The sequence below is a fragment of the Actinomycetospora aurantiaca genome (genome assembly GCF_037401875.1).
GTDB lineage: Bacteria > Actinomycetota > Actinomycetes > Mycobacteriales > Pseudonocardiaceae > Actinomycetospora > Actinomycetospora aurantiaca.
Map to the genome: position 1 here is coordinate 131384 of NZ_JBBEGN010000005.1, position 17996 is coordinate 149379.

At 73.6% G+C, this 17996-nt stretch carries 22 protein-coding genes; 14 read left to right on the plus strand and 8 right to left on the minus strand.

Annotated features, from left to right (window positions below; genetic code table 11):
• Positions 1-9: 9 nt before the first annotated feature.
• The 5 genes from WCD74_RS12845 (at position 10) to WCD74_RS12865 (ending at position 3338) form a co-directional block, all read left to right on the plus strand.
• On the plus strand, positions 10-276 hold the full coding sequence (locus WCD74_RS12845) for a FitA-like ribbon-helix-helix domain-containing protein (RefSeq protein WP_337695228.1): 267 nt from the start codon (positions 10-12) through the stop codon (positions 274-276).
• Complete coding sequence (locus tag WCD74_RS12850; RefSeq protein ID WP_337695229.1) at positions 273-686, plus strand: type II toxin-antitoxin system VapC family toxin; 414 nt, start codon at positions 273-275, stop codon at positions 684-686. Before WCD74_RS12845 ends, WCD74_RS12850 begins: the two co-directional genes overlap by 4 nt.
• Positions 683-1351: a nucleoside/nucleotide kinase family protein gene (locus WCD74_RS12855; RefSeq protein WP_373696074.1), complete on the plus strand. Its 669-nt coding sequence runs from the start codon at positions 683-685 to the stop codon at positions 1349-1351. Before WCD74_RS12850 ends, WCD74_RS12855 begins: the two co-directional genes overlap by 4 nt.
• On the plus strand, positions 1348-2745 hold the full coding sequence (locus WCD74_RS12860; RefSeq protein WP_337695230.1) for an ATP-dependent 6-phosphofructokinase: 1398 nt from the start codon (positions 1348-1350) through the stop codon (positions 2743-2745). The genes WCD74_RS12855 and WCD74_RS12860 overlap by 4 nt, the downstream gene beginning before the upstream one ends.
• A 155-nt stretch (positions 2746-2900) precedes the next feature.
• Entirely contained in the window at positions 2901-3338 is a 438-nt protein-coding gene (locus WCD74_RS12865; RefSeq protein WP_337695231.1) for a nuclear transport factor 2 family protein, read from the plus strand.
• A gap of 48 nt (positions 3339-3386) precedes the next feature.
• Here WCD74_RS12865 and WCD74_RS12870 read toward each other — a convergent pair whose 3' ends face one another.
• A complete protein-coding gene (locus tag WCD74_RS12870) occupies positions 3387-6173 on the minus strand; it encodes an AfsR/SARP family transcriptional regulator (RefSeq protein ID WP_337695232.1) in 2787 nt (928 codons plus the stop codon).
• A 146-nt stretch (positions 6174-6319) separates the two neighbouring features.
• Between WCD74_RS12870 and WCD74_RS12875 the strand changes: the two genes are divergently transcribed.
• Genes WCD74_RS12875 through WCD74_RS12890 form a run of 4 tightly spaced genes read left to right on the plus strand, consistent with a single transcriptional unit; the run spans position 6320 to position 10809 of the window.
• Positions 6320-7123, plus strand: coding sequence for a class I SAM-dependent methyltransferase (locus WCD74_RS12875; protein ID WP_337695233.1), 804 nt, complete (start codon positions 6320-6322; stop codon positions 7121-7123).
• A 44-nt stretch (positions 7124-7167) separates the two neighbouring features.
• The gene (locus WCD74_RS12880; protein ID WP_337695234.1) at positions 7168-7620 is read left to right on the plus strand and encodes a DUF1269 domain-containing protein; all 453 of its coding nucleotides are present in this window, start codon (positions 7168-7170) and stop codon (positions 7618-7620) included.
• A 24-nt stretch (positions 7621-7644) separates the two neighbouring features.
• Entirely contained in the window at positions 7645-9162 is a 1518-nt protein-coding gene (locus WCD74_RS12885) for an FAD-dependent monooxygenase (protein ID WP_337695235.1), read from the plus strand.
• Positions 9163-9198: 36 nt separating this feature from the next.
• Positions 9199-10809 carry an FUSC family protein gene (locus WCD74_RS12890; protein WP_337695236.1) on the plus strand — a complete coding sequence of 537 codons (1611 nt, stop codon included), beginning with the start codon at positions 9199-9201 and terminating at the stop codon, positions 10807-10809.
• Between the two features lie 40 nt (positions 10810-10849).
• On the opposite strand, the gene WCD74_RS12895 is transcribed toward WCD74_RS12890, so the two are convergent.
• From WCD74_RS12895 to mrf, 3 genes are all read right to left on the minus strand, one after another.
• On the minus strand, positions 10850-11071 hold the full coding sequence (locus tag WCD74_RS12895; RefSeq protein WP_337695237.1) for a hypothetical protein: 222 nt from the start codon (positions 11069-11071) through the stop codon (positions 10850-10852).
• Between the two features lie 116 nt (positions 11072-11187).
• Positions 11188-11481 carry a type B 50S ribosomal protein L31 gene (locus WCD74_RS12900; protein ID WP_337695238.1) on the minus strand — a complete coding sequence of 98 codons (294 nt, stop codon included), beginning with the start codon at positions 11479-11481 and terminating at the stop codon, positions 11188-11190.
• On the minus strand, positions 11478-12713 hold the full coding sequence (mrf, locus tag WCD74_RS12905; RefSeq protein ID WP_337695239.1) for a ribosome hibernation factor-recruiting GTPase MRF: 1236 nt from the start codon (positions 12711-12713) through the stop codon (positions 11478-11480). Before mrf ends, WCD74_RS12900 begins: the two co-directional genes overlap by 4 nt.
• 62 nt (positions 12714-12775) lie before the next feature.
• Here mrf and rpmG point away from each other — a divergent pair, with 62 nt between their 5' ends.
• The 5 genes from rpmG to ykgO are packed head-to-tail and all read left to right on the plus strand — an operon-like array spanning position 12776 to position 13850.
• Entirely contained in the window at positions 12776-12940 is a 165-nt protein-coding gene (gene rpmG / locus WCD74_RS12910; protein WP_337695240.1) for a 50S ribosomal protein L33, read from the plus strand.
• Positions 12940-13179, plus strand: coding sequence for a 30S ribosomal protein S18 (gene rpsR, locus WCD74_RS12915; RefSeq protein ID WP_337695241.1), 240 nt, complete (start codon positions 12940-12942; stop codon positions 13177-13179). The genes rpmG and rpsR overlap by 1 nt, the downstream gene beginning before the upstream one ends.
• Entirely contained in the window at positions 13176-13412 is a 237-nt protein-coding gene (gene rpmB, locus WCD74_RS12920; RefSeq protein WP_337695242.1) for a 50S ribosomal protein L28, read from the plus strand. Before rpsR ends, rpmB begins: the two co-directional genes overlap by 4 nt.
• Entirely contained in the window at positions 13412-13717 is a 306-nt protein-coding gene (gene rpsN, locus WCD74_RS12925) for a 30S ribosomal protein S14 (protein WP_337695243.1), read from the plus strand. The genes rpmB and rpsN overlap by 1 nt, the downstream gene beginning before the upstream one ends.
• A 10-nt stretch (positions 13718-13727) precedes the next feature.
• A complete protein-coding gene (gene ykgO / locus WCD74_RS12930; RefSeq protein ID WP_230738900.1) occupies positions 13728-13850 on the plus strand; it encodes a type B 50S ribosomal protein L36 in 123 nt (40 codons plus the stop codon).
• Between the two features lie 271 nt (positions 13851-14121).
• Here the strand turns inward: ykgO and WCD74_RS12935 are convergent, their stop codons facing one another.
• The 4 genes from WCD74_RS12935 to WCD74_RS12950 form a co-directional block, all read right to left on the minus strand.
• The gene (locus WCD74_RS12935; protein WP_337695244.1) at positions 14122-14475 is read right to left on the minus strand and encodes a PRC-barrel domain-containing protein; all 354 of its coding nucleotides are present in this window, start codon (positions 14473-14475) and stop codon (positions 14122-14124) included.
• Between the two features lie 144 nt (positions 14476-14619).
• Complete coding sequence (gene mnmA, locus WCD74_RS12940) at positions 14620-15678, minus strand: tRNA 2-thiouridine(34) synthase MnmA (RefSeq protein ID WP_337695245.1); 1059 nt, start codon at positions 15676-15678, stop codon at positions 14620-14622.
• Positions 15675-16868: a cysteine desulfurase family protein gene (locus WCD74_RS12945; RefSeq protein ID WP_337695246.1), complete on the minus strand. Its 1194-nt coding sequence runs from the start codon at positions 16866-16868 to the stop codon at positions 15675-15677. The genes mnmA and WCD74_RS12945 overlap by 4 nt, the downstream gene beginning before the upstream one ends.
• 150 nt (positions 16869-17018) lie before the next feature.
• Positions 17019-17975 (minus strand): electron transfer flavoprotein subunit alpha/FixB family protein, encoded by a 957-nt coding sequence (locus tag WCD74_RS12950; RefSeq protein WP_337695247.1) that lies wholly within the window; start codon positions 17973-17975, stop codon positions 17019-17021.
• Between the last annotated feature and the right edge of the window lie 21 nt (positions 17976-17996).

Genomic DNA, 17996 nt, shown 5'->3' on the forward strand with positions numbered 1-17996 from the left:
ATTGCTGGCATGGCCACCATCACCGTGCGGGACCTCGACGACGAGGTGCGCTCCCGGCTGCGGGTGCGTGCGGCGGAGAACGGACGCTCCATGGAGGCCGAGGTGCGGGCGATCCTGGAGGAGGCGGTCCGGCCTTCGCGCCTGGAACGACGACGGGCTGCTCTCGCCCGGTTCCGGGCGGCCGCCGAGGCGGCAGGCGGGATGGACGACCTCTTCGATGCGATCCCCCCTCGGGACAGCTATTCCCCGCCTCGAGAGGTCGATCTGGGCCCGTGATCATCCTTGACACCAACGTGCTGTCCGACCTTGCGAAGGTCGACCACAGCCTGCACCTCGCGGACTGGTACGCCACCGAGCCGGGCGAGGTCGTCGTCTCCGCGATCTCGGTCGCGGAGATCGAGATGGGCATCGCTGTCATGCCACGCGGTGCTCGGCGCGACATGAAGGCACGCCACGTGCGGGAGATGCTCGATGACGGCCTGGACGGCGCCGTGATCCCGTTCGACCGAGCGGCGGCGGAGCAGTACGGCGCCGTGGTGGCAGCCCGTCGCCGGGCGGGCCGGCCGATCTCGGTGCCCGACGCCCAGATCGCCGCCATCTGCCGCGCCCGGAACGCCACGCTGGCCACCCGGAACGTCCGGGACTTCGAGCACACCGGCATCACCGTGTTCGACCCGTCGTCGTGAGCCTGTCCGACCTGGTCGCGCGGGCACGGCGGCTGATGCGCGAGGACCGGCGCGCCCTCCTCGGCATCGCCGGCGCCCCGGGGGCGGGCAAGACGACGCTCGCACTCGCGTTGGTCGAGGCGCTCGGGCCGGAGGCGGTGCACGTCCCGATGGACGGGTTCCACCTGGCCGACGTCGAGCTGGAACGGCTCGGGCGCCGCGACCGCAAGGGTGCCCCGGACACGTTCGACGCCGACGGGTACGCCGCCCTGCTCGGCCGGCTGCGCGGTCCCCTATCGGCGTGCTGCCCTGGATCCCTGTCCGGGACCGTCTATGCGCCCGCCTTCGACCGCGAGATCGAGCAACCCATCGCTGGATCGATTCCGGTACCCTCCACGTGCCGGCTGGTCGTCAGCGAGGGGAACTACCTCCTCCTCGACGACCCGGCCTGGCGGGCCGTGCGTGCCCGGTTCGACGAGGTGTGGTTCCACGAGACCGACGAGGTCGCGCGGCGCGAGCGGCTCGTCGGGCGCCACGTACGGTTCGGCAAGACCCGCGACGAGGCCGTCGCGTGGGTCGAGGCCGTCGACGAGCCCAACGCGCGGCTCATCGAGGCCACCCGCTCCCGCGCCGATCTGACGACGGCGTGGGAGGGGCCGACGCGACGGGAGGACGAGGTCGGATGACGGCGAGCGCGGGGGACGACGTGGGCCCCACCGACGAGATCAAGCCCGACGACCTCGACATCGAGACCCTCGGCCCGGCGCGGATCACCTCCCCGCTCTCCCCGCTGCTCGACGCGAGCCGGGGGACCACGGAGCACTACGTCGACTCCGGCGACCGGGTGCTGCTCGACGACACCGCCGCCGGCATCAGGGCGCGCGGGACGTCGCTGGAGGACCTGCCCGGCCTCGAGCCCTGTGGCCCGCGGCGCCAGATCTACTTCGACCCCTCGAAGACGCGGGCGGGGATCGTGACCTGCGGCGGCCTGTGCCCGGGGCTCAACGACGTGATCGCCGGCCTCGTACGCACGTTGACCTACCACTACGGGGTCCGGCGGGTGGTCGGGTTCCGCAACGGCTACCGCGGCTTCGTCTCCGCCTACGGCCACGACGTCGTGGAGCTGACCCCGGAGACGGTGCGCGACTCCCCCGTCGACGGCGGCACCTTCCTCGGCACCTCCCGCGGCCCGCAGGACCCCGAGGAGATCGTCGACTGCCTCGAGCAGATGCACCTCAACGTGCTGTTCGTGATCGGCGGCGACGGCACGATGCGCGGCGCGATGGAGATCGCCCGGGTGATCCGCGAGCGGGGCCTGCGCATCGCGGTCGTCGGGATCCCCAAGACGATCGACAACGACATCCCGTTCATCGACCAGAGCTTCGGGTTCCAGACGGCGTTCGCCGAGGCGAGCGACGCGATCCGCTCCATGACGGTGGAGGCCAAGGCCACCCCCGGAGGGATCGGCCTGGTCAAGCTCATGGGTCGGCACTCGGGCTTCATCGCCTGCTACGCCTCGCTGGTGCGTTCCGACGCCGACGCGGTGCTGATCCCCGAGGTGCCCTTCGAGCTGGACGGCGAGACCGGGCTGCTCGAGCACCTGCGCCGGCGGGTGTCCACGCGCGGGCACGCGGTGGTCGTCGTCGCCGAGGGCGCGGGCCAGGACCTGCTCGACCCGGTCGGGCGCACCGACGCCTCGGGCAACTCCAAGCTCGCGGACGTCGGCCCCTGGCTCAAGGAGCGCATCGAGGACCACTTCGCGACGGCGGGGACGGAGACCTCGGTGCGCTACGTCGACCCGAGCTACCTCATCCGCAGCGTCCCGGCGAACCCGTACGACAGCGTCTACACGGTTCGTCTCTCGCACGCCGCCGTGCACGCCGCGATGTCCGGGCGGACGGCCATGGTGGTCGGGCGGGTGCGGCGCCGGTTCGTGCACATCCCGATGTCGCTCGCCGTCAGCCGCCGCAACCAGGTCGACCCGCACGGCGACCTCTGGATGGCCGTGCTGGAGTCGACCGGGCAGCCCTGGCGCTTCGGTGAGGACTCGGGCGCGCCGACCGGGGCGCCGCACGCCTGACCCGGAGTACCCCCGCCGGTCCGTGACTCCAACCCGAGTTGCAGAACTGGTGGAGAGAGCCGCAGGACCGTCTCCTCGGTGGCCGACCGACCAGGGCGGCACGGAACGGAGGACCACCCTCCGGAACCGACACCACACCGATCGAAGGAGCACCGATGGACCTCCGCACCGACCGTGAGCAGCTCTTCGCGAACCTCGGCCACCCCGACACCATGTCGGCCTTCTTCGAGCGCGTCGCCGACGACGTCGACTGGACCGTCGCGGGGACACATCCCATCGCCGGCCACTACACCGACAAGCGGGCCTTCCTCGAGGCCACCTTCGACCGGCTCCGGCCGCTGATGCGGGATGCGGTCCGCCTCGAACTGCGCAACCTGGTCGTCGACGGGGCGACCGTCGTCGTCGAGCTCCAGGCCATGTCGACCACCCTCGACGGTTCGCCGTACGACTACGTCCTGTGCTGGGTGTGCCGCTTCGACTCGGCAGAGCCCGGCGCCACGGTGGTCGAGGTCCGCGCCTATCTCGACTCCGCCATGGTCACCTGGACCATCACCCGCAACGAGCAGCTCCTCGACCGCAGGCGGGGTGCGTGACAGGGCCGGAGCGACGGGTGGGGTGACCCCCGGCTCTCCCCGGTGCCTTCACAGGTCGGCGAGGCTGTGGCCGGGCAGGCGTGTGCGGGCGCGCTCCATACCGTCTCGACCGACCGAGCCCACGACCCTGTCGAGCAGGTTCTCGGTGACCTCGAGGGTGGGCCACCGCATCCCGCCCCGGACGTGCTGCGCCTCCGCGATCGCGAGGGCGCGGGAGGCGGCCGCCATGTCCCCGCTGAGTGCCAGGCAGTCCGCGAGGAGTTCGGCGACGAGGAAGTTCTCGGTCATCCCCATCGCGGTGCAGTCGGTGACGGCCTGACGGACCCAGCTCAGTGCCTCGTCGAAGCGGCCCGCCGGGAGGAGGAGTTGCACCGCGGAGACGGCGGCGACCCAGCCGGTGTAGTGGTTGCCCGCCGCGGTGGCGTCGCGGTGCAGGTCGACGACACGGACGAGCATGTCGGGGTCCTCGCCGGTGAGGAACGGGGCGATGAAGCCGGCGTGCCGGACCAGGACGTCGAGCTCGGGGCGGCCCGCACCGAGCGAGCGGGTCGCGGCGGCGAGCTCGGCGACCAGTCCGGTGTCCCCGGCCATGAACGCGGGGCCGGTCGCCAGGGTCAGGGCGGCGGTGACCAGGTCCGCGTCGGTCGACAGACCGGCGGCGGCACGGATGCCCTCCTGGAGGGTCTCCCGTCCCGGCTCGTGGTGGCCCTGCGCCATGAGGTTGCTGCCCAGGACGAGGGCGGTGAGCGCCCGATCCGCGGGGTTACCGAGGTGCGGGTCCTCCTCGCAGACCGCCCGGGCCGTGCGGGCCCAGTGCAGCCCCTCGATGGCGCCGGCGCCGAACGTCCAGTACACCGCGAGCCGGCCGGCGATCCGGACTCCTCTCGCGCTCGGGGCGTCGACGAGGGTGCGTTGGAGCGTCGCACGCAGGGCCGGGAGGTTACGGTCGAGCTCGCGGTGCCAGTTCCGGAGTGCCGTCGACCCGAAGGGCGGCTGGCGGTCGACGAGGGCCTCGACCCAGGCGTCCCGACGGGGGGCGTGGTCCTCGCCGAGCGCGGCGGACCGGTGCTGCGCGTGGCTGCGCAACGTCGCGAGCTGGGTGAAGCGGGAGGCGCCCCCGTGCGCGCCGACAGCCGTGAGCATCGAGCGGTGCACCAGTCCGCCGAGCAGGTCGGCCACGTCGTCGTGCTGGGCGAGGGCGGCGGCGAGGTCGGCGGTGAACGGTCCCGGCACCACTCCGAGCGCCCGGTGGAGCGCCGCCTCGGCCTCGGGCAGCGCGCGGTAGCTGCTGTCGATGGCTCCGCGCAGGGATCGGTGGTGTGCGGGGGCCCGACGTCCGGTGTGGCTCAGGCCGCTGGCGTCCGCGCGGACCTGGGTGGCGATCTCGGCCAACGTGAAGAGCCGGGCTCGTCCGGCCGCCAGTTCCAGCGCCAGCGGCAGTCCGTCCACCGCCTCGACGATGCGGGCGGCCGACTCGCGGTCCGCCTGCTCGGAGCCGGTGGCGGCGACTCGTTCGGAGAACAACGCGAGCGCGGGCCCGGGTGCCAGCGGGGCCAGCGGGCGGAGTCGTTCGCCGGGGACCTCGAGCGGCTCCCGGCTCGTGGCGAGCACGGCGGACTCGCCTCCGGTCGCCAGGATGCGGTCGACCAGCTCGGCGACGGCGTCGAGCACGTGCTCGCAGTTGTCGAGGACGACGAGCGTGCGCCGGTCGCGGAGCATGCCGGCGATGTCCGCCGGTCCCGGCGTGGGGAGGCCGAGCGTGGACGACACGAGGTCGGGGACGCGATCCGGAGTCGCGGAGGTCAGGTCGACGAACCAGACGCCGTCGGTGAAGGTCGGTGCGGCGCGCGCGGCGACCTCGAGAGCGAGGCGGGTCTTGCCGCAGCCCGCGGTGCCGACGACGGTGACGAGCGGGTGGCCGGCGACCAGGTGACCCAGCTCGGCCGCCTCCGCCTCCCGCCCGAGGATCGGCGTCCTGACCGTGGGCAGGTGCAGCGCACCGGGCCGGGACACGGGTTCGCGACGTGGCCGTGACCGGGCGGGCGGGGCCGCCGTGTCCTCGGCCAGGAGTGCGGCGTGCAGCCTGCGCAGCTCGGGACCGGGCTCGAGCCCGAGCTCGTCGATGAGGACGGTGCGGGCCTCGGAGTACGTGTGCAGCGCGTCGGCGCGCCGTCCCGCGGCCTGGTAGGCGGTGATGCGATACGCCCACAGTCGTTCTCGCAGCGGGTGGTCCGCGATGGCGCTCTCGAGCTCGACGAGGGCGCGGGCGACGTCGCCCGTGTCCAGGAGTGCACCGATGTGGGTCTCGCGGACCTGGTGGTGCAGTTCGTCCAGGCGCGCCACCGCGGCCGCGGCCCAGGGGGCGTCGGCTGCGGTGCCGTACGGGCGACCGCGCCACATCCGCAGGGCCTCCTCGGTACGCCGGAGGACGCGCTCGGACGCGCCCTGGCCGAGCAGAGCGGCGGCTTCGGTGGCGAGCCGGGCGAACCGCAGTGAGTCGACCTGGTCCGGGCGGGTGATCAGCCGGTAGCCACCGCGCTCGTTCACCACGGTGGTCGAGGCCTGGCCCGACCGTCGCTCCGGCTCCAGCACCCGACGCAGGCGGAGCACGTGCGAGTCGAGGGTGGAGGACGACCGTGAGGTGGTCCGGTCGCCCCAGATCGCATCGGCGAGCGTGTCGGAGCCGACGCGTCGACCCGCGTGGACGGCCAGCAGCGCCAGGGCTGTGGACAACGTGCCGGTCGGCACGGTGCGGGTCTGCCCGTTCTCCTCGACGACGAGGTCACCGAGGTCCCGGATCCGGAGCGCGGTCGTCCTCTCCGCGGTCGCCGTCATCGGTCTCCTCCCCTGCTCACGAGGTGCATCGCGCGCGGTCGGCCGGGTGTGACCACGTCGCCGTCGGACGCGGGCCCGCGCGCAGCACTTGAAGGGAGGTTGAAGGCGACGGCCACATCGTCAGTGTCCTTCCCGAGGAGGAGCCCATGAGCCACGATCCCGTCACCGAGTACACGATCCGGGGCGGCAGCGCCGACGCCGATCGGCTCGCCCGTCAGGCCGAGGTCATGGCGGCCGCGTCGCTGTCGTTCCTCGCGGAGTGCGGCGCGGGCCCCGGAGCCGCCGTGCTCGACGTCGGCTGCGGCGACGGGCAGATCGCGCACGCGCTCGCCCGCCGCGGCGGGGTCGTCGTCGGGATCGACATCGACCCCGACGCCGTCGCCATCGCCCGTCGGACGCGGGACGGGGCGGACTTCCGGGTACAGGACGCTGCCGTGCCCGCGGGTCGGGACGAGTTCGACCTGGCCTGCAGCCGACTCCTGCTCAGCCACCTCGTCGACCCGATGGCCGTGGTGCGCGCGATGTGCGCCGCGGTGCGTCCGGGCGGCGTGGTCGCCGTGGAGGACCTCTTCAGCCCCACGCTCGGCGGCGAACCCCACGTCCCCGCACTGACGGAACTGGCCGAGGTCTACAGCGCCACCGTCCGCAGCCACGGCGGCGACCCCGCCATCGGGCCGCGCCTCGCCACGCACCTGCGTGCCGCAGGGCTCGTCGACGTCACCGAGCACACCGTGGTCAACAGGATGACCGAGCCCCACGAGAAGCGGTTCCTCGTGCAGCTGCTGGACAACATGCGCCCGGCGATCCTGGCGGCCGGCGTGGCCGACGACAGCCGGCTCACCCGGCTGCGCGCGGAGGTCTCCGCCGCCGCAGCACGCCCCGACGTGACGTTCCTGCAGGCCCGGATGCACCAGGTCGCCGGCCGTAGGCCCGGGTTGCAGACCGGTTGAAGTCACCCGGACCACGGTGGTCCCAGCCCGAGAGGAGCCCGGAGATGACCACGTTGAGCATCTGGCGCTACGAGACCGTCGACGGCGCGGAGGGTGCGCTCCGCATCCTGGAACGGCTCCAGCACCGCGGGCGGATCGCCATCGACGACGCCGCGCTCGTCGCGTGGGACGTTGCCGAACGACGTCCCCGCACCTACCAGACCGGCACCGTGGACGGCACGGCCGCGCTCTCCGGGGCGTTCTGGGGTCTCCTGTTCGCCCTGGCGCTCCTGTTGCCCGAGCCCGGCACCAGCGCACCGGACGTCGGCCTCTCCGACGGCCTCCTCCGCCGGCTCCGCGCCCGGATCGGACCCGGCACGTCGGCACTGTTCGTCCTGACCGACCACGACGCCACCGACCGGCTGCGCGTCGCGCTCGCCGACCACGACGTCGAACTGTTCGTCCACCGCCTCGACCCGGCCCAGCAGACCGCCCTCCGGTCCGCGTTCGCCGGCTGACCACTCGACCCAGAGGAGATCGTCATGACCACCCGTGTACTCGTCGTCGGAGCCGGCCCCGTCGGCCTCACCGCCGCCTGCCAGCTCGCCCGACTCGGCGTCGACGTCCGCGTCGTCGAGAAACTCGCCGCACCGACCACCGAATCCCGGGCCGTCGGCGTCCACGCCCGCAGCCTGGAGATGTTCGCGGCACTCGGCGTCCTGCCCCGGTTGGAGGCTCGCGGCCGCCGCATCGCCGCCCTCCAGATGTCCGACGGGCGCACCGGGCACCTCCGGGCCCGCATGGACCTCGCCGACGTCCCGACCCGACACCCCTACGTCCTCGACGTGGCCCAGCCCGACACCGAGGCCGTCCTCACCGAGCGGGCCACCGAACTCGGCGTGAGCATCGAACGCGGGGTCGCGCTGACCGGGCTCACCCAGGACACCCTCGGTGTCGACGTGACCTTCTCGGACGGGCGCACCGACCGGGTGGGCTGGGTCGTCGGCGCGGACGGCGGTCACAGCGCCGTGCGCCGGCTCGTCGGCGAGCAGCTGCACGGATCGTTCCAGGGACAGCACTTCGCGATGGCCGACGTGGACATCGACACCTCACTGAGCCGCGACCTCATCCACATGTTCACCCACCCCGACGGTATGGCGATGGTGTTCCCGCTGGCGGGCCACCGTGCTCGGCTCATGTTCCTGGTCGACGGCACCGACCCGGCCGGACCCACGATGGAGCAGATCCAGGCCCTCGCCGAGACCCGCATGGGCGGCCGGGTCCAGGCGCACCACCCGCGCTGGCTGACCTACTTCGAGGTGCACCACGCGCAGGTCTCCTCCTACCGGCACGGACGGGTCTTCCTCGCGGGCGATGCCGCACACGTCCACAGTCCCGCCGGCGCGCAGGGCATGAACACCGGGGTGCAGGACGCCGCCAACCTGGCATGGAAGCTCGCGCTCGTCGTCCGCGGCGTCGCCGACGAGGCCCTGCTCGACACCTACCAGGCCGAACGACACCCGGTCGGCGCCGCCGTCGTCAGGCAGACGACCGTGCTGACCGACCTCGGCGCGGCGACCGGCCTGCTGGGGCTGCTCCGCGATGCCGTCTACTTCGTGGCCGGACACTCGCGCCGGGTCGCCGCCGCTGCCGCAACGAGGATGGCCGAGATCACCATCGGATACCCCCGAGGGCCGCTGGGTGTCCAGCGAGGTGGCGCGTTGCCAGCGGGTGAGCACTGCCCGGACCCCGCAGAGCTCCGGGACGCCGACGGCACGCCCGTCTCGGTGGAGTCGCTCCTGGCCCGGCCCGGTTTCCTCCTGCTCACCAGGAACAGATCAGCGCAACTCCGGTTGGGCGAGATCGGGACCGTCATCGTTCTCGACTCGGCGACCGACCCACTCGGCCTCGGCGACGGCATGGCGCTCGTCCGGCCGGACGGCTACCTCGGCCTGGTCTCGGCGACGGCCGACCAGGAGGTCGTCGACGGATATCTCGCAGCGAAGATCGGTGACGTGGCACCCGCATCGGTCCGGCGGCCATCGGCGCTCGCCGGCTGACGGTCCGCTTCCGAGGGTGTCCGGTCCACCGTGCTCATGCGCGTTCCTCTTCCGGTGCGGGCGGCGCTCCGCCCGCTGCCGGATCGTTGGGGTGTCCTGCCCGGTCTGCGGGCCACCGCCGCGGCCGCCGTCGTGCTCGGTCTCGCGGTCGCGGTCTCCGATCCGTCCGTCGGCGGCATCGCGTACCTCGGGGTCGCCTGCGCCGTCAGCTTCGTGGGTTCCGGTGGGGCTCGGTCCCGAACGGCGCGGGTCGCGGGTCAGGCCGTCGGGGCCGCCGCGGGCATGGCCCTGGGAGCCCTCGTCCCGGCAACGGCGGGATGGGTGGTGCCGACGGCGGCCGGTGTCGGGTTCGTGGCCGGGGCCCTCGGCCGGATCGGACCCGCCTCCACCGGGGCGGCACTCATGGCCGTCGTCGGCGTGGCCTACGCACAGTTCGACAGGCTTCCGGTGCCGTGGTGGGAGCCCGTCCTCGCGTACCTCCTGGGCAGCACGGTGGTGCTCGCGTTCGCGCTCGCCGAGTCCGCGACTCTCGGTCGGCACGACACCCGTCGGGCCGTCGCAGCGGTGTGGGATGCCGCGGCCGATCTGGTGCTGGCTCCGGACGAGGACTCCGCTCGTCACCGTCTCGCCGAGGCCTGGGCGACCGCGCACGAGGCGGTCGTGGGGTATCGCAGGCGTCCTGCCGGTCGTGCCGACTGGGCGGGCGCGCGGGAAGCGGCCGTCGAAGCGGCGCGCCTCGCGGCCGTGCCGACCGCCGACCTCGCCACCCGCAGCGAGCTCGCCCGGCGGTGGCGTTCCGCGGCGATGGATGCTCGGGACCAGCCGTCGGACGACAGGCCCCCTCGATGGCGATCGGTCGTCCGGCCGGCGCTGGAGCCTGCGGCGCTGTGGTCCGGCGCCCGCGTCGGCGCCTGTGTGGGTGTGGCGACGTGCGTGGCCCTCCTGCTGCACTCCCCTGCCCACGCCTTCTGGATCCCGCTGACGGTCGCGGTGGTCGTGCGACCCGAGTACGGGTCGGTGCTGGTCCGGTCGGTGCACCGGCTCCTCGGGACGGTGGTCGGGGTCGCCGTCGTCGCCGGACTGCTCGAGATGGTGTCCTCGCCGGTCGCGATCGCCGTGGTGGCTGCGCTGTCGCTGGGATCGGCCGCCTTCGGCGCCACCCGCTCGTACGGAGTGGCGGTCGCCGGCATCACCGGGTCGGCGCTGTTCAGCACCGCGCTGACCTCGCCCGCGGGATTCGATCCGTGGGCTCGTCTGGTGGACACGGTGGTCGGCTGTGCGGTCGCCCTCGTGGTGGGGGTGCTCCTCTGGCCGCGACGCGGGCTCCATGACCAGTCCGGGGAATTCGCGCGCGCTACTGTCGCGCTGGCGGAGTACGCCGAGCGGCCCGGTCGGACGACCGCGGACGCGGCCTACCACCGGGCCCACAGGTGGCGCGAGCAACTCGGACGCGATGTCACCGAGCCGGATCCCGCCCGGGCCGCGGCCGACTGGCTGCCCGTCGCACACCGGCTCGAACACGTCGTCGACCTGGTGTCCGCCGAAGCGCGTCCGGACGTCGCGCACCGGCTCCGCGCCCGCCCGGGCACCGCAGCCGAGGCGGGCGCACTCCTCGACCTGATCGCCGAGATGCTGCACACGCGGTGATCCGGTGCACCCGACCCGGACCCTCGATCGCGGCATCCGGTCAGCCGGACAGCACGCCGGCCACCAGGTGCGACGGGGCGGGCGCCGGTGCGCCGGCCCGGAGCCAGGCACAGCACTCGGCGACGTCTGCCGGCTCGTGCAGCGGTCCGACCACGAGTGCCGGACCGGTCGGCCGCCGGTGGGTGTCGCAGGGCTGGACGAGCACGGTCGCGCCGGCCGAGGACGTCCCCGTCGAGCAGCCCTGCAGGCACCCCGACCGCACGAGCACACCGTGCGGGGTCGCTCGGATCGCCGCACGGAGCTCGTCGTCGCACTCGCTCGGAGCGGCCGCGGCATGGGGGCAGTCGGCGACTCCGCACGCCACGACCGTCACGCCCGTCATCGACGCCGCCCGTCCCGAGGGTCGAGCTCCGCTCCGCTGCGACCCCCGTAGCGCCGGTTGAACTTCTCCACCTGGCCGCCGCGCTCGACCGGTCGCGCCGTGCCGGTCCAGACCGGGTGCGACGACGAGGAGATCTCGACGTCGAGCACCGGGTACGTCTCGCCGTCGGTCCACGTGATCGTCGGGAGGTCCCGCGTCCCGACCACCGTGGACCTCGTCAGGAAGGTCTCCCCGCTGGTCTGGTCGCGCACGACGACGGGTCCGTAGGTCGGGTGGATGTCGCTCCTCATGCCTGCTCTCCTCGCTGCTCGCTCGGGACGACCGGCCCCTCGAGCTCGTCGCACGGATCGGTGTGGGTGGTGCCGAAGGGGTCGGGGAACGCACGCCACGCGTCCTCGCCGAGGGCGAGCTCGTCGTCGGTCAGCAGTGCCAGGTCGAGGGCGGCGACGACGTCCGCGGGCTCGGCGTCATGGACCAGCACCACGAGCTGTTGCTCGCGGTCGCCCCAGCGCTCGTCCCACCGCAGCGACGCCGACGCGCGCCGCACCTCGTCGACGTCGTCCCAGGCGAGGGAGTCCGCGAGCCACCGACCGGCCATGCCGATCTGCAGCCCGCCGCCCGCGGACTCGATCCACAGCGCGTGCTCCGGTCGCGACGCCACCCAGACCCGCCCGCGCACCCGCACCGTCCCGGTGAGCAGCACGTCGAACGCCTCGTGCAGGCGCTGCGGGTGGAACGGACGCCGCAGACCCACGTGCAGCAGCGACACCCCGACGTCCCGCGTCAGTGGCGGCTGACCGCGCAGCAACGGGCCGTGCGGGTCGTCCGGGACCCCGCGGCGCGCGTCCGGGTGCAGCTCGGCGAGGACGGGGGTGACGTCGGGGACCTCGGCCGCGCCGGAGGCGTCCAGCCGGCGTGCCTGTGGGGCGAGCCGCGCCAGGACGGCGTCGCGCCGGACCCGCTCCCACGGCTCCGGGCCGCCCACCACGAGCAGCACGTCCGCGAACTCCGCGTGACCCACCACGATCTGCGCGACGGTGCGGTCGTCGTCGTCGGTGAGGGCCAGGCCGCGGTCGGCCAGCGCGTCGTCGGAGCCGGCGTCGTCGAGCCAGCGCTCGCCGTCGAGCACCGCGACGACCCCGACGAGGTCGAGGACGTCGGTGACCGGGCCCTCCCGCCCATCCGGCACGACGTGCGCGAGCGCCTCGCACACCGGTTCGGGCTCCATGCCCGGGTCCAGCAGCAGCACCACGCGCCCGACCCCGTCGTCGTCGGCCAGCTCCAGCAGCAGCGGCAGCAGGTCCTCGCGCAACGTGCAGGAGACACAGCCGTGCGCGAGCTCGAGGGCGGTCGTCGTCCAGCGGCCCTCGTGGTGCACCGCGCGCGTGACGACGCCCTCGCCGAGTCGGCGCAGGTCGTGGACGACGAGCACCGTCCGCGGGTCCGCGGCCGCGGCGGCCTCTCCGGTCGCGAGCACGGCGTCGCGGTCGACCCCGCAGACGATCAGCAACGGGTCCGGCATCAGGGAATCCTCCTCGGTCGGCTAACGTTAATGATAATCGGTATCAACACGATGGAGGAGCAGTGGCCCGCAACGAGGTGAGACCGGTCGTCAAGATGCGCTCGACGGCCGGGACCGGGACGACCTACGTCACCCGCAAGAACCGCCGCAACGACCCCGACCGGCTCGTGCTGCGCAAGTACGACCCGCAGGTCCGGCGGCACGTCGACTTCCGCGAGGAGCGCTGATGGCCGCCGGGCGGGTGGGACGGCCCGCCCGGAAGAAGGCGAACCCGCTGCACCAGCGCGGTCTGACCACGGTCGACTGGAAGGACACGACGCTGCTGCGGACCTTCGTCTCGGACCGGGGCAAGATCCGGTCCCGACGGGTCGCGGGCCTGACCGGGCAGCAGCAGCGCCAGGTCGCCTCCGCGATCAAGACCGCGCGCGAGATGGCGCTGCTCCCCTACACGTCCACGGCCCGATGAGCCGGCGCTGTCAGGTCACCGGGCGAGCCCCCTCATCGGGGAAGAACGTCTCGCACTCGCACGTGCGCACGAACCGCTGGTTCCGGGTCAACGTGCAGCAGAAGCGCTTCTGGCTGCCCTCGGAGAAGCGGTGGGTGCGGCTGCGGTTGTCGCCGAAGGGGATCCGGACGGTCGACCGGGACGGCATCGAGTCGGTGGTGGCCCGGATGCGCGCGGCCGGGGAGAGGATCTGATGGCGAAGCGGAGCAAGATCGTCGCGAACGACCGCCGTCGGGAGATCGTGGCGCGGTTCGCCGCCCGCCGGGCGGAGCTGAAGGAGATCGTGCGGCACCCGTCGTCGTCGGACTCCGCGCGCGCGGCCGCCGTCGCCGAGCTGGCCCGCCAGCCGCGCGACGCGAGCGCGACCCGCGTGCGCAACCGGGACGCGGTCGACGGACGGCCGCGGGGCCACCTGCGGGCGTTCGGGCTGTCGCGCGTGCGGCTCCGCGAGTACGCCCACGCCGGCTACCTGCCCGGTGTCACGAAGTCGAGTTGGTGAGGAGACCGGGATGAAGGTCCGTGCGTCGCTGAAGGCGTTGAAGCAGAAGCCGGGGTCGTCCGTGGTGCGCCGCCACGGCCGGGTCCTGGTGATCAACAAGCAGAACCCGAAGTGGAAGGCGCGTCAGGGCTGAGGATCGGTGACCCGCAGCAGGAGGGCGACGAAGGCGTCGGCCTGCAACTGCCCTCCGCTGCGGGGCTCCGCGCCGCGGGCCTCGTCGTCGGTCCGCAGCTCGTCGCCGACCCTGGCGAGGGCCCGGAGCAGGGCCTCCGCGAGCTCCGGGGCGATGTCGCCGGTCAGCTCGAGGTCCCCGTCGTCCCGACGGCGGGTACGGACGCTCGCCAGCGCCTCGCGCAGCGTCGCCCGCGGTTCCCCGGCGACCTCGTCGATGCTCAGGGTCGTGCTCAGCGCCGTGCCAGCCGCCGCCCGGTGCCCGCGGCCGGCGTGATGCCGTAGTGCTCGAAGATCGCGGGCTCGTCCGAGACCGGCAGCTCGCCGTCGGTGTCGATCGACGGGGCGTCCTTCGCGAGGTCCTTGTCCACGGTGACCTTGACGTGGTCGGGGTGGACCTTAGCCCCGTGCAGCGGCACGAACACGAGGCGCTTGCCCGAGAAGATCCCGGTCGTCACGGTGACGAAGGCGGGCTCGTCGGTGGCGGTGTCGTAGTACACCGCCTCCAGGTCACCGATCTTCGACCCGCTCGGGTCGACGACCTTCTTGCCCAGCCAGTCGCGGATGTTCTCGGCCTCGAAGCCCATGGGCGCCGATCATAGGGTGACTGCTTCCCGACGGCGGGTCGGCGCGGCCGGGGAGGTCGACCGCGGCTCCGGCGGCTCGGACTTCAGTGGCGCCGGGGCACCCTGAGGGCACCTCGTGCCACTGAAGATCGGCGGGACCCGCCGTCAGGACGTCGCGGAGATCGTCGCCGAGCCGAGGACGCGGTCACCTTCGTAGACGACCACCGCCTGCCCGGGCGCCACCCCGCGCAGGGGCGCGCCCAACGTGACCGACAGCCCGTCGTCACGAATCTCGACCGAGGCCGGCGCGACCCCGCCGTGCGCGCGCACCTGCACCGTCACGTCGCTCACCGACCCGCGCGGGCCGTGCCACACCGGCGCCTCGGTCGACAGCGCCACCACGTCCAGCGACTCGACCGGGCCCACCTGCACCTGCCGCGACACCGGCTCGATCCCCAGCACGTACCGCGGCCGGCCGTCGGGGGCGGGGCGGTCGAGGCCGAGCCCGTGCCGCTGCCCGACGGTGAAGTTCTGCACCCCGCCGTGCGACCCCAGGACCGCTCCGGAGACCGCGTCGACGAGGTCCCCCGGCGCCTCGTCGATCCGGGAGGACAGGAACCCCCGGGTGTCGCCGGACGGGATGAAGCAGATGTCGTGGCTGTCCGGCTTCTCCGCGACGACGAGCCCCCGGCGGGCGGCCTCCGCGCGGACCTCGGACTTGGGCGAGTCGCCGAGCGGGAACATCGCGTGCGCGAGCTGGTCCGCCGTGAGCACGCCCAGCACGTACGACTGGTCCTTCTCCGGATCCGCCGCCCGCCGCAGCACCCCGTCGGTCAGGCGCGCGTAGTGCCCCGTCGCGACCGCGTCGAAGCCCAGCGCGGTCGCCCGGTCCAGCACCGCCGTGAACTTGATCTTCTCGTTGCACCGCAGGCACGGGTTCGGGGTGCGTCCGGCGGCGTACTCGGCGACGAACGGCTCGACGACGTCCTCGCGGAACCGCTCGGCCATGTCCCAGACGTAGAACGGGATGTCGAGGACGTCGGCGCAGCGCCGCGCATCGCGGGAGTCCTCCACCGAGCAGCACCCGCGGGCGCCCTCGCGCATCGTCGCGGGCTTCGCCGAGAGCGCGAGGTGCACCCCGACGACGTCGTGGCCGGCGTCCTTCGCCCGTGCGGCCGCGACCGCCGAGTCGACGCCGCCGCTCATGGCCGCGAGCACCCTCATGACCGGGCCATCGCTCCCCGGGCCCGCTCCACCACGGGACCGATGGCGGCGACGGCGGCGTCGACGTCGGCCGGGGTCGACGAGTGCCCCAGGGAGAACCGCAGCGAGCCGCGGGCCGCGGCCTCGTCGACCCCCATCGCGATCAGCACGTGCGACGGCCGGGCGACGCCGGCCGTGCACGCCGAGCCGGTCGAGCACTCGATCTCGTGCGCGTCGAGCAGCATGAGCAGGCTGTCGCCCTCGCAGCCGGGGAACGACAGGTGCGCGTTGCCCGCCAGCCGCGCCGGGCCGCCGTTCACCGCCGGCGCGTCCAGCGCCACCCCGTTCAGCGTGGCGTCCTGGACGACCTCGATCAGCCGGGCCACCAGGTCGTCGCGCAACGCCGCGAGCTCGACGGTGCGCCGCGGCACCGCGTCCACGGCGGCCTCGACCGCCGACGCCAGGGCCACCGTCCCGGCCACGTCGAGCGTCCCGGACCGCACGTCGCGCTCCTGCCCGCCGCCGTGCAGCAGGGGCACGCAGACCGCGTCCCGGCGCAGCAGCAGCGCCCCGACCCCGACCGGCCCGCCGAGCTTGTGCCCGGTCAGCGACAGCGCGTCCGCGCCGGAGGCGGCGAAGTCGACGGGCAGGGAGCCGACGGCCTGCACGGCGTCGGTGTGCAGCGGCACCCCGAACTCGTGGGCCACCTCGGCGAGGGCGCGGACGTCGTTGACCGTCCCGACCTCGTTGTTCGCCCACATCACGCTGACCAGCGCGGTCCGGTCGCCGTGGGCCGCGAGCTCGGTCCGCAGGACCTCGGGGGTCACCCGGCCGACCGCGTCCACCGGCAGCACGACCAGCGTGGCGCCCTCGTGCGAGGCCAGCCACTCCGCGGCGTCCAGGACGGCGTGGTGCTCGACGGCGGAGACGACCACGCGCGTGCACCGCGCGTCGGCGGCCCGGCGCGCCCAGTAGAGGCCCTTGACGGCGAGGTTGTCGCCCTCGGTGCCCCCGGTCGACAGGACGACCTCGGTGGGCAGCGCACCGACGGCCCCGGCGATCGTCTCGCGGGCCTCCTCGACGTCACGCCGCGCGCGACGGCCCGCCGTGTGCAGCGACGAGGGGTTGCCGACGCGGCCGAGCGCCTCGGTGTAGGCGGCGACGGCCACGGGCAGCATCGGCGTGGTGGCCGCGTGGTCGAGGTACGTCATCGTCCGACGAGCGTAATCCCCATCGTGGCGTGCGCACCCGCCGATGTCCGACGAGCCACGGTCCGGGCGTGGCGGTCCCGGACATGCGTGAGGGGAACCCCCGGGCCGCACGAGCGGCCGAGGGTTCCCCTCACGCGGACGGAACGGACGTCAGGCCCGCTTGCCGACCTCCTCGGTCAGCTGCGGGGTGACCGAGAACAGGTCACCCACGATGCCGAAGTCGGCGATCTCGAAGATCGGGGCCTCGGGGTCCTTGTTGACCGCGACGATCGTCTTCGAGGTCTGCATGCCGGCGCGGTGCTGGATCGCCCCGGAGATGCCCAGCGCGATGTAGAGCTGCGGCGACACGGTCTTGCCGGTCTGCCCGACCTGGAACTGGTTCGGGTAGTAGCCGGAGTCGACCGCGGCGCGCGAGGCACCGACGGCGGCGTGCAGCGAGTCGGCGAGACCCTCGACGACGTTGAAGTTGTCGGCCGAACCGACGCCACGGCCACCGGCGACGACGACGGTCGCCTCGGTGAGCTCGGGGCGGTCGCCACCGACGATCGGGGCCCGGTTGGACACCTTCGCGGCCCGCGAGCCGTCGATCGCCGGCAGGTCCACGGTCTCCTGGGTCCCGGCGCCCGCGTTCTCCTCGACCTCGATCGAGCCGGAGCGCCACGAGATGACCGCGGTGTCCGTGGTGACGTGCGACTGCACGGTGAAGGCCCCACCGAAGATCGAGTGGGTGCCCGCGCGCTCGCCGTCGACGTCGACCAGGTCGTTCAGCCAGCCCGAGTTGGTGCGCACCGCGAGGCGGCCCGCGACCTCGCGGCCGTCGGCGCCCGCGGGGATGAGCACCGCGGGGGGCGACACGCGCTCGACCAGTGTCGCGAGCGCGTCGACCTGCGGGGTCGAGAGGTAGTTGACCGCGTCGTCGGACTCGGCGACGTAGACCTTCTCGGCGCCGTGGGCGGCGAGGCCCTCGGCGAGCTTCGCCGCGGTGCCCGGGGTGCCGACGACGACCGCGGACGGCTCGCCGATGCGGCGGGCTGCGGTCAGCATCTCGTAGGTGTTCTTCTTGATCTCGCCGTCGACGTGGTCGACGAGGACGAGTACCTCAGCCATCGGGATTCTCTCCTGTGTCGC

Coding starts and splice junctions, on each gene's coding strand:
- WCD74_RS12845 (WP_337695228.1), top strand. CDS start 10: ATGGCCACCATCACCGTGCGGGACCTCGACGACGAGGTGCGCTCCCGG.
- WCD74_RS12860 (WP_337695230.1), top strand. CDS start 1,348: ATGACGGCGAGCGCGGGGGACGACGTGGGCCCCACCGACGAGATCAAG.
- WCD74_RS12865 (WP_337695231.1), top strand. CDS start 2,901: ATGGACCTCCGCACCGACCGTGAGCAGCTCTTCGCGAACCTCGGCCAC.
- WCD74_RS12870 (WP_337695232.1), bottom strand. CDS start 6,173: ATGACGGCGACCGCGGAGAGGACGACCGCGCTCCGGATCCGGGACCTC.
- WCD74_RS12875 (WP_337695233.1), top strand. CDS start 6,320: ATGAGCCACGATCCCGTCACCGAGTACACGATCCGGGGCGGCAGCGCC.
- WCD74_RS12880 (WP_337695234.1), top strand. CDS start 7,168: ATGACCACGTTGAGCATCTGGCGCTACGAGACCGTCGACGGCGCGGAG.
- WCD74_RS12885 (WP_337695235.1), top strand. CDS start 7,645: ATGACCACCCGTGTACTCGTCGTCGGAGCCGGCCCCGTCGGCCTCACC.
- WCD74_RS12890 (WP_337695236.1), top strand. CDS start 9,199: ATGCGCGTTCCTCTTCCGGTGCGGGCGGCGCTCCGCCCGCTGCCGGAT.
- WCD74_RS12900 (WP_337695238.1), bottom strand. CDS start 11,481: ATGAGGAGCGACATCCACCCGACCTACGGACCCGTCGTCGTGCGCGAC.
- mrf (WP_337695239.1), bottom strand. CDS start 12,713: ATGCCGGACCCGTTGCTGATCGTCTGCGGGGTCGACCGCGACGCCGTG.
- rpsR (WP_337695241.1), top strand. CDS start 12,940: ATGGCCGCCGGGCGGGTGGGACGGCCCGCCCGGAAGAAGGCGAACCCG.
- rpmB (WP_337695242.1), top strand. CDS start 13,176: ATGAGCCGGCGCTGTCAGGTCACCGGGCGAGCCCCCTCATCGGGGAAG.
- rpsN (WP_337695243.1), top strand. CDS start 13,412: ATGGCGAAGCGGAGCAAGATCGTCGCGAACGACCGCCGTCGGGAGATC.
- ykgO (WP_230738900.1), top strand. CDS start 13,728: ATGAAGGTCCGTGCGTCGCTGAAGGCGTTGAAGCAGAAGCCGGGGTCG.
- WCD74_RS12935 (WP_337695244.1), bottom strand. CDS start 14,475: ATGGGCTTCGAGGCCGAGAACATCCGCGACTGGCTGGGCAAGAAGGTC.
- mnmA (WP_337695245.1), bottom strand. CDS start 15,678: ATGAGGGTGCTCGCGGCCATGAGCGGCGGCGTCGACTCGGCGGTCGCG.
- WCD74_RS12945 (WP_337695246.1), bottom strand. CDS start 16,868: ATGACGTACCTCGACCACGCGGCCACCACGCCGATGCTGCCCGTGGCC.
- WCD74_RS12950 (WP_337695247.1), bottom strand. CDS start 17,975: ATGGCTGAGGTACTCGTCCTCGTCGACCACGTCGACGGCGAGATCAAG.